This is a genomic window from Oceanobacillus phoenicis, from assembly GCF_047238145.1.
Taxonomy (GTDB): Bacteria; Bacillota; Bacilli; order Bacillales; family Amphibacillaceae; genus Oceanobacillus.
Genome location: NZ_JBDFME010000001.1, coordinates 966,938 through 981,861, shown reverse-complemented (window position 1 = coordinate 981,861; position 14,924 = coordinate 966,938). Strand labels below are relative to the sequence as shown.

Below are 14,924 nucleotides of genomic sequence, written 5' to 3'. Positions count from 1 at the left end.
CCTACTTATCTAGTAAGCCACTTTTTTCTAGTGATTCTTCCATTTCTTTTTCATTGTTTTGCAGGAATTCAACGTATTCTTCTGTTCCTTTAAAGTTCACATCTGTTCCAATTGCATCTATTCTTTCTTTAAATGAATCGCTATTAGCCACATTCTCTAATGCTTCATTTAGTTTAGAGACAATTTCTTCCGGTGTGTCTTTTGGAACAACGATTCCACGGTTTGCTGCATTAACAACATCGATTCCTTGTTCTTGTAATGTCGGTACATCTGGTAAGTCGGGATGCCTCTCTTCCCCTGTATAACCTAATAATTTCATGCGGTCATCTTCCATATAATCCTTACCTGCAGCGATGGACACACTTCCTAGTTGTACGTCATTTGCCACAACTGCTTTCATTCTGTTCGCCGTCCCGTCATAACCAACGATATTAAATTCGATATCTGACGCGGTTTGGATTAAAGCAGGTTCTAATTGGGATGTAGATCCAATCGATGCGCCATACGTTATTCCTCCGGGATTTTCTTGTGCATCAGCTACCACATCTTCCATCAAATCCCACGGGTTCTGAGGACTTGTTGCTATAAGTTGATATGTAGAAGTCATTAAAGATACTGGTTCAAAATCAAAGTAGCCAAAGTCTGCTTGTCCAGTTAGTTGGGACATCGCTACGGAGTCATGGACAGCAAGCAGCGTATACCCATCATTATTTGCTTGAAGCGCTTGTTGTGCCCCTACTACTCCACTTCCGCCAGCAACATTCTTCACGACGACCGTAGTATCTAATTCTTTTTCCAACTCCTCGGCAACAATTCGATTAATCGCATCGGTGTCTCCACCAGCATCCCACGGCACGATTAACTGAATATCTTTGGAAGGATAATTCTCCGCCTGTTCCCCACTACTCGTACTTGGTGGACTACACGCTGCTAATAAAAATAGACAAAATAGAACTAAAACACACCATAAACGACGTTCCATGACATTTCCTCCTTTTATTTGTCAGTAATTTCATACTTTTTGTAAATTAGTTAATATAATAATAAACAACTATATGGCTGTCAATATATTTTTTGCACAATTGTAAAGTTTTGATAAAATTTTACTTACTAATATAATGAATTTAGTAAATTTTACTTACTTTATGTTGTTAGTTATAATATTGGCAACATGTTGTTTTTCTTCTTGTAATATTCTGGTAAACTAAATTTAGCGTGAAATATAATTATAGGAGCCGAAAACTATGAAACTTGATAACATTGATAAAAAGCTATTGGAAGAACTTTCAGAAGATGGCCGCTTATCGTATGTAGAGCTAGCAGAAAAGGTTGGCTTGTCTCGTGTTGCTGTAAAAGATCGCATTAAAAACTTAAAAGAAAAAGGTGTTATTGAAAAATTTACGGTGGTAATCAACTCAGAGAAATACGGAAAACAAGTATCCGCATTTTTTGATATCGATGTTGAACCAATGCAATTGCAAGAGGTTGCGCAGAATTTAGCCAATCATCCGAAAGTAGCTAGCATCTATCAAATGACGGGACCAAGTACGTTACATACACATGTACTAGTAGAGGATTTTCAGAAATTAGAAGTGTTTATTAATGAAGAATTGTATTCTGTTGAAGGAATTACGCGTGTCGAGAGTTCGATTATATTAAAGCGTTTTAAAAGTCGGACCGGGTTTAAGTTGTAGAGGGTTTGGATATAGGCTGATGGGCTCATTTAAACGAGTTGCTCAACCAGCTTTGACTAATTGGAAATCATAAGGGGGACTAGTCCAATGGTAAAAAAATAGTAAGAGGAAATCTATTTCATGAATTGAGAATAAACATGTAGATTTTCTCTCTTAGAATGAATATATTAGAAAAGAGGAAAAATAACATGTTAAATAGATTAAGTGATACGATTTATTATTTATCGAATCAAGAAGATAAAGAACGACCAACATTGGGACTGGTATGTGGTGAAAAATTAGTTTAATCATAGATTCTGGTAATTCTCCTCAGCATGCTCAGGACTTTTTAACAGAAATCGAGACGCTAAACGTTCCACCAGTGAAATATGTTGTTATTACCCATGCACATTGGGATCATTTCCTCGGAATGAATGAATTTGATGCAGCTGTTATTGTTAATCGTAAAACAAACGAAAGAACAAAAGCGCAAGCACCCGTTTAGAAAGGTAGCGAGTGGAGCGAATTAACTGAGATAAAGGAATCACGGTGAGGCGACGAACCGATGATGACTTATCGTAGGGCGATTTCGTGAAGTCGCCTAGTTTCTGGGCGCTGGAGCTGGACGTGGCTATTTCTGTCTACGAAAATATAAGGTCCGAATATTTATACTTTCTGACCTTATTATAAAACAATGGCAAACCCTATCCTTTGATGATCGTTCACTACAAAAGTATGTGACTACTAATCAGATGAATGCTATGTGTATGAAGATTATACAAACCGATATGCCAAACAGGGATCGTTTTAAGTTAAAATCTCCAGATGTAATCTTTGATAATACATTAACTATTGATTTAGGTAATAAAATTTGCATTCTTGAAAAAATCAAAAGTACGCACACAGATGACGCTACCATCATTTATATTCCTGATGAGAAAGTGATTTTTTTAGGTGATTGTGCATATGGGACAACGACAAACTCTTTATTTCATTTCAAGCAATCACTGTTATTGCCTATGATCAAGGACATTCAAAAATATGATGCCGAAATGTTCCTGCTAGGTCATGAATCTATATGTGATTTAAATGAAATGAATATATATTGGGAAGAGCTAACAGCAGCAAGTCATGTTGTAAAATCGACCTCACTAGAAACTGCAATAGCGTCCTTTAAGTTAGAAAATAAAAGGGACCCTAATGATAATGAATTATTTTTTATACAAGCATTTGTTAATGACCAAATTGTTCAGTCACAATAAACCACACTAACAAATGAATGGCAATGTTAATTAAGCCTTCAGGATTTTCCTGGAGGCTTTTTATTTTTCCTGGAGGCTTTTTATTAGGCATCTATTGAATTAATAATAAAAGGCACCTCATTATTTATAGAGATGACTACTGTTTATATTCTATTGGGTTATACATAAACATATTTCCTAGATTAAATATTACCCTTCACTAAAAACGGGAGAAATCCGTCTAAAAATCGCTCTGTAGCTGGCATGAAATAAGATCCAAAATGATAATCCGGATCCAGTGTAGTGATAATCCATGTTCCATTGGTACTTACTTTATCGATATACATTACCGCTCCATTATCTTCTGTTGTAATTAGACGCTCTGTTCCTTCTACCGGCCAATACACTCCATGCTGATGCCATGTTGCATCTCTTAATGTAATGTAGTTGAATAAATCATGTTCTGGAGCAGCCAATTGCAATCCGCTTTTTGGCTCTTTCTCTAACCACCACCAAAAGTTTGTTTCTCTCTCTTCCCAGTGTTGATTCGGAAGCCATTCCCACGGTTGTTTTCCCTCGTAGTAGGAATGGCGGCAATCGGATTTACCTTCCTAATAGGTGGCGTCAAACGGGATATGCCGATATATATGCTTGTACTTGCAGGTGTTGTCACCAGTGCTTTATTCCAAGCACTTATCTCGCTAGTGAAATTTCTAGCAGATCCCGAAGAAAAACTCCCTTCCATCACGTATTGGTTAATGGGAAGTCTCGGTACCGCTAGTTATTCCGATTTGTTGATTGGTGGTCCATTAATCCTGATTGGTGTAGTCATCCTATATGTTCTACGCTGGCGACTTAATATCTTATCGCTTTCCGATGAGGAAGCGAAGTCACTCGGAATTTCCGTTACAAAAATGAAGTGGCTGGTTATTTTAGGCGCAACCTTAATTACATCTGCATCCGTTGCGATTGCAGGGATTATCGGTTGGGTAGGATTAATTATTCCACATATTGCTCGAATGATCGTTGGAAGCAATAATCAATATGTATTGCCTGCATCTCTTTCCATCGGGGCAACTTACTTACTAATTATAGATAACTTAGCGCGAAGCTTAACTTCAGCAGAAATTCCATTATCTATATTAACTGCAATTGTTGGTGCGCCCTTCTTTGCATATCTATTACGGAGAACTGGAGGTGGCTGGGGATGATCTTACAAGTCAAAGACGGAAACTATTCCTATCAAAAGCGACAGCCAAATGCGTATCTCTATCAAAATGATATTAACTTTACGTTACAATCTGGAGAAATTATGTCCATTCTCGGTCCAAACGGAGCTGGAAAAACAACATTATTAAAATGTGTGATGGGTCTGCTAGATTGGAAAAAAGGACAAACATATATTGATAATAAAGCTTTTAAAGATTTTAATAGAAAAGAAATTTGGAAAATAATCGGATATGTGCCCCAAGCTTCGAATATGACGTTTAGCTACTCGATTTTGGATCTTGTCACAATGGGACGTGCGATTTTTATTCGTACCTATGCCCAACCATCGGAAGCAGATCGTCAAGCAGCGCGCCAGGCACTCGATATGGTCGGTATTCTTCATTTAGCTGACAAGCCATGTACTAGTGTGAGTGGCGGTGAACTACAGCTTGCCTTAATCGCAAGAACGCTCGTTTCTGAACCAAAAATACTGATTTTGGATGAACCAGAATCACATCTCGATATTCAAAAACAAAAAGTCATTTTACAAACGGTTAAAAAACTCGTGAAGGAACATGGCCTCGCTTGTTTAATCAATACCCATTATGCGAATCATGCATTTTATTTTGGGGATAAAGTATTGTTAATGGCAAAAGAACAACCTATTTTAACAGGCAATGTATCCGACGTTATGACAGAAGAGAATATTGAACATTACTTCCAAATTCCTGTAAAACGCATTCGTCATCAGGACAACGGTGAAATTTATGAGAGTATTATTCCGAAATACTTTGCGGTTGAGAAAGATGTATAGAGTGAATACCCACACAATATAAAAAAGCGTTCGGCGACTCGCTAATTTATTGATGAAATAACCACCTATCAGCTCAGGCGTTGGGTGGTTATTTCTTATTGTGAAATGACAGAATAGCTACAATGAATGCTCTTAAAGAAATCATCAGAACCATTGCTTCATATGCTGCCATTGGCAACACACCCCTTTCTTCTTTAAAAAGGAAGTGAACCACCACCCACGAAATCCTTATGCACGAATTAAATAACAGGTATTCTTATTTTAAGTACTTAATAAGTATATAACCTTCTTCACCCTACTTCACTTGCCACCAACAAGCTATACACCGTATCTACATGCGGAGTATCTAAGCCGTGCTGCTGACTTTTCCGATATAAAAATCCTTGAATATAATCGATTTCGATCGGGTTTCCATTTAGCAGATCGTAATACATACTCGTGCCCATATCTAGTGGATAGCCATCATAAATATCCATAATGGCTTGTTTGGTAGACTTCTCAAAATGAATACCTTCCGCACGAGCAATCGTAATACCCTCTTCAATCAATGCTTCACAAAGGTTTCTGACCTTTTTATCCGTTAAAATCCGTGCAGTATTTCGACTCAACGCAGTAACAGAATTAATACCGAGATTCACGATCAGCTTAAACCACATATCGTCAAGATAATTGAGGCTAATTTGAATATCAAGATCACTTTCCTTAACCAATTGATGTAAAGCGATTGTGTCTTCATTTTCAGGTAAAATTAATTTTCGATCACGAAAATGCGTTATTGTTTGGTCCTTCTTTTGCCCACTGATATACACGACTGCTTGATAGGTATGTGGCATGTTTATCCGTTCAAGTTGACCATAGCCATTTTGGCAAATAATTGTCACCGTATTTTCATGAGAGATCTTCTCTACAAAAGGAAGTATGGCCGATAATTGTGTTCCTTTGACTGCGATAAAAACATAATCCAAAACAGATTGGAAGCTGGACAGTTCTTCTACGAACAGTGTTGCTTCCGACAACTGCCCTTCCCGTTTGATACGTACTTCACCAGCATTTCTTCCTAATAGATGGACATCATGACCCTTTTGCAACAGTGTCTCTGCGATCACGGAACCCACTGCCCCTGGTCCAATAACTCCTAATGTTTTCATAGCTATGCTCCTTTTTATCTACAAAATCCATATCTCTCCATTGTTTATCTATACAGATAATTCTATAATAAGTACAAGAATAAAAATAGTAGGTGACGAAAAATGAAAACCTTGAAAGATTTCATGCGAATGAAGCATGAAAGAGAAAAAATTTCGATGTTGACTGCCTATGATTATCCGAGTGCAAAGCAAGCGGAAGCTGCTGAAATAGATATGATTCTCGTCGGTGATTCGTTAGGAATGACGGTACTTGGCTATGAGAGTACGGTTGATGTAACTCTCGAGGATATGAAGCATCACGCACGTGCTGTACGTCGCGGCGCAAAAGATACTTACATTGTCGTCGATATGCCTTTTGGTACAATCGGCATAGATGAAAGCCGTGATACAGCACTTGCCATCGAATTATACCGAGATACCAATGCAAACGCCATAAAAATCGAAGGTGCGCATGCCGCTCCTGTCATTAAAAAATGCCATGATATTGGGATTCCTGTTGTTGCCCATCTGGGATTGACACCGCAAAGTTTCGGTATCACCGGCTACCAACTACAAGCAACCTCCAAAGAGGCAGCTAAACAACTAATCGAGGATGCTAAACTGGTTGAAAAAAGCGGTGCGATCATGCTTGTCTTGGAAGCGATTCCTAGCGACCTCGCCCATGCAATAACCGAGACGCTAACAATTCCTGTAATTGGGATTGGTGCTGGTGTTGGAACTGATGGACAAGTCCTTGTGTATCATGATGTGCTTAATTATGGCGTCGAGCATAAGCCAAAGTTTGTAAAACGATACGGTGACTTTTCTACTGGAGTCGAGGCATTAAAAAACTATCATGATGAGGTGAAGCGACAAGCGTTTCCTTCTGAAGAATACACATACAAGAAACAAATTATGAACGAGGTAGACGAATGACAAGAAGAATTACGACCATAAAAGAAATGCAAAATCTTAGTCAAACATGGAAGGCAAATCATAAACAGATTGGATTTGTACCAACCATGGGGGCATTGCATGACGGACATTTACAAATGGTTAAGCAATCAATAGCAGATAATGATTATACGGTAGTCAGCGTCTTTGTAAACCCGCTGCAATTTGGACCAAATGAGGATTTTGATGCTTATCCAAGAACCATTGAAGATGACCAAGCACAATTAGAGGCTTTAGGTGCCGATTATGTTTTCTATCCGAGTGTGGAAGAAATGTATCCAAAGTCACTTGAACTGTCGATAAACGTTCATCGAATGGCAGAAGTACTCGAAGGAGCCAAGCGCCCCGGTCATTTTGATGGTGTCGTAACCGTCGTCAATAAGTTATTTAATATTATCCGTCCTGATATCGCCTATTTTGGAAAAAAAGACGCGCAGCAACTGGCGATTATTGAAAAGATGGTGGAAGAATTTAATCATCCAATTACCATTAAAGGCATAGATACGATACGTGAATCAGATGGTTTAGCCAAAAGTTCACGCAACATCTACTTAACAGACAACGAGCGACAAGAAGCCGTTCATTTATATCAAAGTCTATTAAAAGCTAAAGAATTACATGCTGCGGGTGAACGAAATAGCGATGTGATTATCGATGAAATTCACACCCATTTAACCAAACATACCTCTGGAAACATTGAAGAGGTTGCTGTTTACAGCTATCCAGAGCTTAAAGAACAAACACAAATCAGCGGCCGAATTTTTATATCGTTGGCTGTGAAATTTTCCAAAGCACGATTGATCGATAATATTATTGTGGAGGAAAACTGAAATTGTATTAGTGGCCATACACAAAAATAGTGGGGACTCATCGCCGGATGAACCACCCACTATTTTTACTCCTAAATATAAGAGATCAATGTCCCGCCAATAGCACCTGTTAGAACAATTACCCATGGTGGAAGTTTCCAATATACAAGCATACTAAATAATACCGCTGCAAAAGCAAAGTCAATAGGAGATAAAACCGCACTCGTCCATATTGGCTGATAGAAGGCTGCGATTAATATACCTACTACTGCAGCATTTACTCCCATTAACGCTCCTTTTATCTTGCGATTATTCCGTAAACTATTCCAGAAAGGTAACGTACCTAATATTAATAAAAATGCTGGTAAGAATATAGCTATCGTAGCTACTAAGCCGCCGATCCATCCATTCATGACGGCGCCAAGATACGCAGCAAATGTAAATAACGGTCCAGGCACAGCCTGAGCAGCACCATAACCCGCTAAGAACGCTTCTTCACTCACCCATCCGGTAGGTACGAATTCCCTTTCCAATAGCGGAAGTACAACATGTCCACCACCAAAAACAAGCGAACCTGATCGATAAAAACTATCAAACATAGCCACCCAATGAGATGTCGTGATCTCTCTTAGAATTGGAAGGAGTAATAACAAACCAAAAAACAATGACAAGCAAATAAATCCAAACTTATTCGTTAATATTTTTACCTGAGTATTTGATTCTTTTACATCATTGCTATAAGTTTTATATATAACATAACCAACCATTGCTGCAATCAGAATAACAACGACTTGTGAGTAGACCGTTTGCCATAAAAGCGTGATGACCAAAGCAACTAATGCAATTGTCTTTCGTTGCAGATCCGGTGTTAACTTTGAAGCCATTCCAATTATTGCATGCGCTACAATCGCAACCGCAACTAATTTTAATCCGTGTATCCATCCGAGTTCACCTACATTAAAACTTTGCATCAACAAAGCAAAAATGACTAACGCAATCACCGATGGTAACGTGAATCCGATGAAAGATACTATCCCGCCTAAGGTACCTGCGCGCATTACACCTATTCCAATCCCCACCTGACTACTAGCTGGACCTGGTAAAAACTGCGCTAACGCAACAAGATCGGCGTAACTTTTTTCATCCATCCACTTCCTTCTTCTCACATACTCTTCATGAAAATAACCGAGGTGTGCTATTGGCCCACCAAAAGAGGTTAGTCCTAAACGAGTGGAAATGAATAGTATTTCCAACAACGCTTTGAATGAGGATTTTTCACTCTGCTTATAACCCATATATGATATACTCCTTTTCGTTAGTCTTTGATTTCTTTAAAGAGTTCATATGCTTTTTCTCTTGCCTCTTGTAAAATTACTACTCCCTTATCTGTTGCTGTGTAATATTTTCTAATCTTTCCTTCGACGTTCCGATCCTCTTTTAAAAGTAGTCCGTCTTTTTCCATCGAATGTAGAATAGGATAAAGTGTTCCCGCACTTATACTATATCCATGCTCTCTTAATTCTTCTAACATCCATAACCCAAAAACCGGGTGTTCATTCGCATGGTGTAATATATGAATGTGTATAAACCCCAGAAACAGCTTTCGTAATACTCTATCCTCCAAAATGATACCTCCAATAGTGTGTGAGTTTCGATATCGAAATTCGTTATCGAAACTCAATAATGATAGTAACATATATACTTCTTACAAAAAAGTTAGTTTACAAAAACTTAACAAAAGAATCGTATATAAGTTATAAGCGTAAAATAAATATGAATTAGTTTAAATTATAATATATATAAATCTAAATTGTAATGAAAGCTTATCTCGTTTTCCGCTCCGAAAAAGACCAGGTAGAATTTTATAAAGAGTTTACCGCACATGTTACGGCAAATGTTTGCTGGGACGGGTCGGGGCTCGGGATAATGGCTGTTCCGTGATGGGCTATTTACTACTTTTTCCGATATTCAGGCTTCGTTTTGGTTTTTAAAAATGTTCTCTATTAACTATGTGAAATTATTAATTCGCATCAACTTAGCTCCTTATAATAATAGTTATCTCGAATAACTGTACTGTCATTGCATAATAACAGAAATATCTGCGCTTCAATTGTAGAACACCAAAATGATTTTTTAAATTTCAGAATTTATATTGACAGTATTTGTGAAATGATTCACAATATAAATATGGAAGATATTTCATATTCTAAACGATAAGGGTGTGATGTGGATGAAAACAAATCAACAAGCAGTGAATCGTGTGGTACTCATAGGTGGTGGATCGGTTGGTATTAGTTATGCATTTGCATTGATGAATCAAGGCGTGACGGAAGAATTAGCAATTATTGATTTAGATGCAGATAAAGCATTAGGTGATGTAATGGATTTAAATCACGGAAAAGCCTTTGCCCCATCATTAACCAATGTATGGTTAGGAGAGTACGAAGATTGTAGGGAAGCCGATATCGTTTGTATCTGCGCTGGAGCGAACCAAAAGCCTAGGGAAACTCGCCTAGACCTTGTAGAAAAAAACATGAACATCTTTAAAGAAATTGTTGCTGATGTGATGAATAGCGGATTCAATGGTATTTTTCTAATTGCTACAAATCCCGTCGATGTCTTAACCCAGGCAGTCATAACATTTAGTGGGCTACCTCCTCATCGTGTGATTGGAAGTGGGACTACACTTGACACAGCAAGGCTGCGCTATGAATTAGGAGAATACTTCCATCTATCACCAAAAAATATTCATGCTTACATTATCGGTGAGCACGGAGATACGGAACTCCCATTGTGGAGCACAGCGACTATAGGAACGGTACCGCTTCTTACGTATCTTAAACGAAGTGAATCATATAAAAAAGAAGACTTAGATGACATCTTTATTAATGTTCGAGATGCTGCATACCGCATCATTCAGAAAAAAGGAGCTACCTTTTATGGCATTGCGATGAGTCTCGTCCGTGTAACGGAAGCAATCTTAAAAGATGAACATAGCATTTTAACCACTAGCACTTTTCTTCAAGGCGAGTATCATGTAAACAATGTATGTATTGGGGTTCCAACGATTATTAACAGAAACGGTGTTTGTGAAATAATAGAAGTTCCAATGAATGAAGAAGAACAGAAGAAATTTAACCATAGCGTTCAGACACTTCAGGGAATTTACGAACCAGCAATGCAAGCCATACATGTTTAAAAATAGTACGGATGTAATCATAAGGTATTGGATAGGCCTTTTTTGTGATAGATGTTTAATTTTCTGGTATACATGGGAAAATAACCTATACGTACAAATTCAAGAAAGGATGCAATCCATATGCCACAAAATCCAAGAACGAAATATACAAATGAAGACTTTCCAAAACAATTTCAAGAACAACCAGGTATTCAAAGAGAAATGACACCTATTCCTGATTGCGGGGAAAAAACTTATAAAGGATCGGGACAACTAAAGGGGAGAAAAGCATTAATTACAGGCGGTGACTCTGGTATTGGAAGAGCTGCCGCTATCGCTTATGCTCGGGAAGGAGCAGATGTTGCGATTAACTACCTCCCTGTAGAAGAACCAGACGCATTAGAAGTAAAAGAGCTGATTGAAGATGCTGGTCAAAAAGCAGTATTACTTCCTGGTGACTTACGAGATGAAGATTTCGCCCGCTCGTTAATACACAGTGCTATTAAAGAATTAGACGGATTGGACACGTTAGTGATGGTTGCCGGAGAACAGCAAGCTGTAGAGGATATCACGGAACTTTCAACAGAACAATTAGTATCCACATTCCAAACGAATGTATTCTCCATGTATTGGATGGTTCAAGAAGCGATTCCGCACCTGCCAGCAGGAAGCTCAATTATCACCACTTCTTCGGTGGAAGGCTATGATCCCTCACCAATTCTAATGGATTATGCGCCAACGAAGAGTGCCATTATTGGATTCACCAAAGGTTTAGCCAAACAATTAAGTTCCAAAGGAATCCGTGTTAATTCCGTCGCGCCCGGCCCTTACTGGTCTGCTCTGCAAATATCCGGTGGTCAGCTGCAAGAGAATATTCCGAAGTTCGGTAAAGAAACCCCGGCGACACCTTTAGGTCGTGCAGGACAACCAGCGGAGCTAGGTGGACTATATGTGTTCATTGCTTCAGAACATGCAAGCTATGCTACTGGACATGTATTTAGTGCAACTGGAGGAATGCGTGCGAACTAAATATTTGTTGACTAATATCCCATCAAACGGATGAAGTACATCACTTTTTACAGTGGTGTACTTTTTTATGGTATTCCGGATGATGGATGACCATGTAGAGCTGTTATTTATAATGCTAACGGATAACGAGATATCACTTTTAATAATGTTTTAAAGAAGAACGCCTTTGTAATACAGTTGTATCCTATCATTCATTGGTATCTGGTTGATATAGGTCAAAGGCATTACCATATAAATCTTCGAAACCTACGCCCTTTCCACCAGGAACTGGTTTTGGTTCACCATGAAATATCACACCACGTGCTTTCAGTTCACAATAATCCTTCTCTATATCATCACTTAAAAACATAATCAAGACTTGGTTGGCGGCTTGTTTACCAATCATCTCTTCTTGCTCTGGTGTCTCGGCTTTGACTAATTCTAGCCTTGTTTCATTTGTAAAATCTGGTGAAACGGTCACGTACTTCCATCCAGGTGAAAATTCTAATTCTTCTCGAACAATGAATCCTAATTTTTTAGTATAAAAGTGCTTTGCTTCTTCAATGTTGTTCACTAAGATAGAAACTTGGGCTGCTTGGGTAATCATGTATTCATTCTCCTTTCTCGATAATAATAGACTATATTTTACTACAAAAAAGATGAATTAATTTCTTTTAGATTGCTACTACCTGGTCTGTGGTATCCTTTTTCGCCTCGTTTTCTATTATAATGGTAATAATATTTGAAAGAACATTTTATATTTTCACTATTGACCTTGGAGTTTAATCCAATGTTATGTTGATATAGGGGGCTGTGAGCGTGCAAATTAAAGACTTTGCTACAAAATATCAAATTCAAGCTGATACAATTCGTTATTACGAAAAAGAAAACATCTTAACACCAAAAAGACGAGAGAATGGTTACAGAGAATATAATGAAGAATGCGAGAAACAGCTACAGTTTATTATTGTATTAAAGCAATTAGGTTTTACCATAAAAGAGATTCAACAATTACTCCAGTTAAGAGACCAACCTATATCAACGGAATGTAATGTTTCCACCGTATCGTTATTAGGCGAAAAAATAATTAGTCTTGAAGAAAACATTCAGTTTTATCAAAAAGCATTGCAAGTAGTGCATAAAATCAAAGATCTAATTGACGAAGATAAATATGTAAGAAATCAAGGTGTCATCGAGGAATTAATGCTAGGATTTTTCACAGACACTCAAGCAAGGAGAATAAGATGACGAATAAACAGATTGTTCATATTGAGTATGGAATTGCTTTTGTATTTTCATTTTATATGTATAGCCAGCTCGATTTTCCGATTTGGATGTTTTTTGTATTTTTACTCATTCCTGATATTTCTATGATTGGATATACAGTGAACAATAAGATAGGTGCAATGATTTATAACATCGGACATAGCCTGATACTGCCGTTACTACTTATCTTTTGTTCCATCTTCTTTGCGATAGATTTATTACTTTCATTATCTATCATTTGGGTTGCACATATCTTTATGGATCGTTGTTTTGGCTACGGGTTGAAGTACCCAGATGAATTTAAGCATACACATATTCAAGAGATTTAAATTCTGCATAAAAAAGATAGATGAGCCATTTTTCTGCTACATCTATCTTTTTTATGTTAACCAACCACTTCTGATTCCAAATAAGCTGCAATCACTTTTGTTCCATTGGCTAAATCCTTTGTTTCTGTAAATTCATCTGGATGGTGGCTTATTCCTTTATAAGAAGGGATAAAAATTAATCCGCTCGGCCATTTCAATGCCATATTCATCACATCATGACCGGCACCGCTATCCATTGAAATTGTTTTAAACCCTAATGACTTACTTACTGCAGATAGCTTGTCTTGCATGTCTTTATCTAATTGGACAGATGCATCCTTCACAAGCGTTGTAATCGTTATTGCTACGTCTCTCTTTCTCTCTACGTCTTTACAAAACTCGTTTATGGAGTCAAAAAGCTCTTGTTTCAACTCATTGTCCGTACTGCGAATATCAATTCCTAACTCGACTTCTCCAGGAATCATATTCATCGCATTGGGCTTCACATTCGCCACACTGATTGTCGCTACAATATTTGCTCCTCCTCGTTCATTCATTTTAGAAGCTTCTTCTTCGACAAAAGTGATAAGTGGAGCAATCGCGACAAGCGCATCCTGACGATTATTCATCGGGGTTGTCCCTGTATGATTTGCCATTCCCTCTGAGCGTACTATTAGACGAATTGGGCGAGCAATACCGTGAACGATACCGATGTCTAGTCCCTGATCTTCGAGTATTTTACCTTGTTCAATATGTAATTCGAGGAACTGCTCCAAATCTGTCTCCGTGCGCTCTGCTTGTTGCACCGTCTCCCAGTTCAGGCCCGACTGTTCCATTGCTTGTTTGATAGTCTTGCCGTCCTGATCAGAAATAGTTTCAATCGCCTGTTTGTTTAACTCTCCCGACACTGCTTTACTACCTAGAGTAGAAACACTAAAACGTGCCGATTCCTCAGATGCAAAACAGATAATCGCGATATTCTTTTTCGGAGTAATTTGCTTTTCTTGTAATGTCTTCACTGCTGCTAATGCACACAGCACACCAGCGACTCCATCATAACCTCCTCCGTTATATACTGTATCTAAATGGGAACCGAGTCCGATCGTTGGAGCTTGCTCATCCACTTTCCACACTGCCCATTGATTCCCCGCTTCGTCTCCAGACGTTTGCATACCGAGTTCATTCGCAATTTTTATAAACTGCGCGTGTGCTTGTTTTTCTTCAACGGAATAGCCTAGTCGTGTGAATCCTTCCGATTGATTCATTGATGATGTTACATTTAATGCACATAACTTTTCTTCTAGCCAGTTGATCATGGTGATTCTCTCCCTCTTTAA

General features: G+C 38.2%; 17 protein-coding genes and 2 pseudogenes. 11 read left to right on the top strand and 8 right to left on the bottom strand.

The features are described 5' to 3' along the window. Position 1: 1 nt before the first annotated feature. Entirely contained in the window at positions 2–982 is a 981-nt protein-coding gene (locus tag ABC346_RS05320) for a tripartite tricarboxylate transporter substrate binding protein (RefSeq protein ID WP_413233860.1), read from the bottom strand. A 262-nt stretch (positions 983–1,244) separates the two neighbouring features. Here ABC346_RS05320 and ABC346_RS05315 point away from each other — a divergent pair, with 262 nt between their 5' ends. The 3 genes from ABC346_RS05315 (at position 1,245) to ABC346_RS05305 (ending at position 2,935) form a co-directional block, all read left to right on the top strand. Then, positions 1,245–1,694: an Lrp/AsnC family transcriptional regulator gene (locus ABC346_RS05315; RefSeq protein WP_413233859.1), complete on the top strand. Its 450-nt coding sequence runs from the start codon at positions 1,245–1,247 to the stop codon at positions 1,692–1,694. A 277-nt stretch (positions 1,695–1,971) separates the two neighbouring features. Beyond that, on the top strand, positions 1,972–2,178 hold the full coding sequence (locus tag ABC346_RS05310; protein WP_413236514.1) for an MBL fold metallo-hydrolase: 207 nt from the start codon (positions 1,972–1,974) through the stop codon (positions 2,176–2,178). A gap of 262 nt (positions 2,179–2,440) precedes the next feature. Beyond that, the gene (locus tag ABC346_RS05305; RefSeq protein ID WP_413233858.1) at positions 2,441–2,935 is read left to right on the top strand and encodes an MBL fold metallo-hydrolase; all 495 of its coding nucleotides are present in this window, start codon (positions 2,441–2,443) and stop codon (positions 2,933–2,935) included. A 182-nt stretch (positions 2,936–3,117) separates the two neighbouring features. Here ABC346_RS05305 and ABC346_RS05300 read toward each other — a convergent pair. Then, a pseudogene (locus tag ABC346_RS05300) lies at positions 3,118–3,489 on the bottom strand (hypothetical protein); the annotation flags it as partial. Here ABC346_RS05300 and ABC346_RS05295 point away from each other — a divergent pair. Beyond that, positions 3,484–4,125, top strand: a pseudogene (locus tag ABC346_RS05295) (FecCD family ABC transporter permease); the annotation flags it as partial. The pseudogenes ABC346_RS05300 and ABC346_RS05295 overlap by 6 nt on opposite strands. Then, the gene (locus ABC346_RS05290; RefSeq protein ID WP_413233857.1) at positions 4,122–4,937 is read left to right on the top strand and encodes an ABC transporter ATP-binding protein; all 816 of its coding nucleotides are present in this window, start codon (positions 4,122–4,124) and stop codon (positions 4,935–4,937) included. The pseudogene ABC346_RS05295 and the gene ABC346_RS05290, both read left to right, overlap by 4 nt. 88 nt (positions 4,938–5,025) lie before the next feature. Here the strand turns inward: ABC346_RS05290 and ABC346_RS05285 are convergent, their stop codons facing one another. Next, on the bottom strand, positions 5,026–5,109 hold the full coding sequence (locus tag ABC346_RS05285; RefSeq protein ID WP_413236513.1) for a putative holin-like toxin: 84 nt from the start codon (positions 5,107–5,109) through the stop codon (positions 5,026–5,028). Between the two features lie 118 nt (positions 5,110–5,227). Further along, positions 5,228–6,085 (bottom strand): oxidoreductase, encoded by an 858-nt coding sequence (locus tag ABC346_RS05280; protein WP_413233856.1) that lies wholly within the window; start codon positions 6,083–6,085, stop codon positions 5,228–5,230. Positions 6,086–6,187: 102 nt separating this feature from the next. On the opposite strand from ABC346_RS05280, the gene panB reads away from it, so the two are divergent. Then, the gene (gene panB, locus ABC346_RS05275) at positions 6,188–7,000 is read left to right on the top strand and encodes a 3-methyl-2-oxobutanoate hydroxymethyltransferase (RefSeq protein WP_413233855.1); all 813 of its coding nucleotides are present in this window, start codon (positions 6,188–6,190) and stop codon (positions 6,998–7,000) included. Next, positions 6,997–7,848 carry a pantoate--beta-alanine ligase gene (panC, locus tag ABC346_RS05270; RefSeq protein WP_413233854.1) on the top strand — a complete coding sequence of 284 codons (852 nt, stop codon included), beginning with the start codon at positions 6,997–6,999 and terminating at the stop codon, positions 7,846–7,848. The genes panB and panC overlap by 4 nt, the downstream gene beginning before the upstream one ends. A 71-nt stretch (positions 7,849–7,919) precedes the next feature. Here panC and ABC346_RS05265 read toward each other — a convergent pair whose 3' ends face one another. Beyond that, entirely contained in the window at positions 7,920–9,122 is a 1,203-nt protein-coding gene (locus ABC346_RS05265) for a chromate transporter (protein ID WP_413233853.1), read from the bottom strand. A gap of 20 nt (positions 9,123–9,142) precedes the next feature. Then, positions 9,143–9,451 carry a PadR family transcriptional regulator gene (locus ABC346_RS05260; protein ID WP_017798520.1) on the bottom strand — a complete coding sequence of 103 codons (309 nt, stop codon included), beginning with the start codon at positions 9,449–9,451 and terminating at the stop codon, positions 9,143–9,145. Positions 9,452–10,057: 606 nt separating this feature from the next. On the opposite strand from ABC346_RS05260, the gene ABC346_RS05255 reads away from it, so the two are divergent. Together ABC346_RS05255 and ABC346_RS05250 are read left to right on the top strand one after the other, a co-directional pair. Next, on the top strand, positions 10,058–11,026 hold the full coding sequence (locus tag ABC346_RS05255) for an L-lactate dehydrogenase (protein ID WP_413233852.1): 969 nt from the start codon (positions 10,058–10,060) through the stop codon (positions 11,024–11,026). 120 nt (positions 11,027–11,146) lie between these two features. Further along, entirely contained in the window at positions 11,147–12,034 is an 888-nt protein-coding gene (locus tag ABC346_RS05250) for an SDR family oxidoreductase (protein WP_017798523.1), read from the top strand. A gap of 187 nt (positions 12,035–12,221) precedes the next feature. Here ABC346_RS05250 and ABC346_RS05245 read toward each other — a convergent pair whose 3' ends face one another. Continuing rightward, positions 12,222–12,620, bottom strand: a complete 399-nt coding sequence (locus ABC346_RS05245; protein ID WP_017798524.1) for a VOC family protein — start codon at positions 12,618–12,620, stop codon at positions 12,222–12,224. A 212-nt stretch (positions 12,621–12,832) separates the two neighbouring features. Between ABC346_RS05245 and ABC346_RS05240 the strand changes: the two genes are divergently transcribed. Continuing rightward, positions 12,833–13,261: a MerR family transcriptional regulator gene (locus tag ABC346_RS05240; protein ID WP_413233851.1), complete on the top strand. Its 429-nt coding sequence runs from the start codon at positions 12,833–12,835 to the stop codon at positions 13,259–13,261. Next, a complete protein-coding gene (locus ABC346_RS05235; protein WP_260048514.1) occupies positions 13,258–13,608 on the top strand; it encodes a DUF4260 domain-containing protein in 351 nt (116 codons plus the stop codon). The genes ABC346_RS05240 and ABC346_RS05235 overlap by 4 nt, the downstream gene beginning before the upstream one ends. Before the next feature lie 56 nt (positions 13,609–13,664). Here ABC346_RS05235 and ABC346_RS05230 read toward each other — a convergent pair whose 3' ends face one another. Beyond that, positions 13,665–14,903: a M20 family metallo-hydrolase gene (locus ABC346_RS05230; protein WP_413233850.1), complete on the bottom strand. Its 1,239-nt coding sequence runs from the start codon at positions 14,901–14,903 to the stop codon at positions 13,665–13,667. Between the last annotated feature and the right edge of the window lie 21 nt (positions 14,904–14,924).

Excerpts from the sequence above, each read along its gene's own strand:
- panC (WP_413233854.1), top strand. The coding sequence starts at position 6,997 with ATGACAAGAAGAATTACGACCATAAAAGAAATGCAAAATCTTAGTCAA.
- ABC346_RS05320 (WP_413233860.1), bottom strand. The coding sequence starts at position 982 with ATGGAACGTCGTTTATGGTGTGTTTTAGTTCTATTTTGTCTATTTTTA.
- ABC346_RS05250 (WP_017798523.1), top strand. The coding sequence starts at position 11,147 with ATGCCACAAAATCCAAGAACGAAATATACAAATGAAGACTTTCCAAAA.
- ABC346_RS05280 (WP_413233856.1), bottom strand. The coding sequence starts at position 6,085 with ATGAAAACATTAGGAGTTATTGGACCAGGGGCAGTGGGTTCCGTGATC.
- ABC346_RS05255 (WP_413233852.1), top strand. The coding sequence starts at position 10,058 with ATGAAAACAAATCAACAAGCAGTGAATCGTGTGGTACTCATAGGTGGT.
- ABC346_RS05285 (WP_413236513.1), bottom strand. The coding sequence starts at position 5,109 with ATGGCAGCATATGAAGCAATGGTTCTGATGATTTCTTTAAGAGCATTC.
- ABC346_RS05290 (WP_413233857.1), top strand. The coding sequence starts at position 4,122 with ATGATCTTACAAGTCAAAGACGGAAACTATTCCTATCAAAAGCGACAG.
- ABC346_RS05315 (WP_413233859.1), top strand. The coding sequence starts at position 1,245 with ATGAAACTTGATAACATTGATAAAAAGCTATTGGAAGAACTTTCAGAA.
- ABC346_RS05230 (WP_413233850.1), bottom strand. The coding sequence starts at position 14,903 with ATGATCAACTGGCTAGAAGAAAAGTTATGTGCATTAAATGTAACATCA.
- ABC346_RS05235 (WP_260048514.1), top strand. The coding sequence starts at position 13,258 with ATGACGAATAAACAGATTGTTCATATTGAGTATGGAATTGCTTTTGTA.
- panB (WP_413233855.1), top strand. The coding sequence starts at position 6,188 with ATGAAAACCTTGAAAGATTTCATGCGAATGAAGCATGAAAGAGAAAAA.
- ABC346_RS05245 (WP_017798524.1), bottom strand. The coding sequence starts at position 12,620 with ATGATTACCCAAGCAGCCCAAGTTTCTATCTTAGTGAACAACATTGAA.
- ABC346_RS05305 (WP_413233858.1), top strand. The coding sequence starts at position 2,441 with ATGAAGATTATACAAACCGATATGCCAAACAGGGATCGTTTTAAGTTA.
- ABC346_RS05265 (WP_413233853.1), bottom strand. The coding sequence starts at position 9,122 with ATGGGTTATAAGCAGAGTGAAAAATCCTCATTCAAAGCGTTGTTGGAA.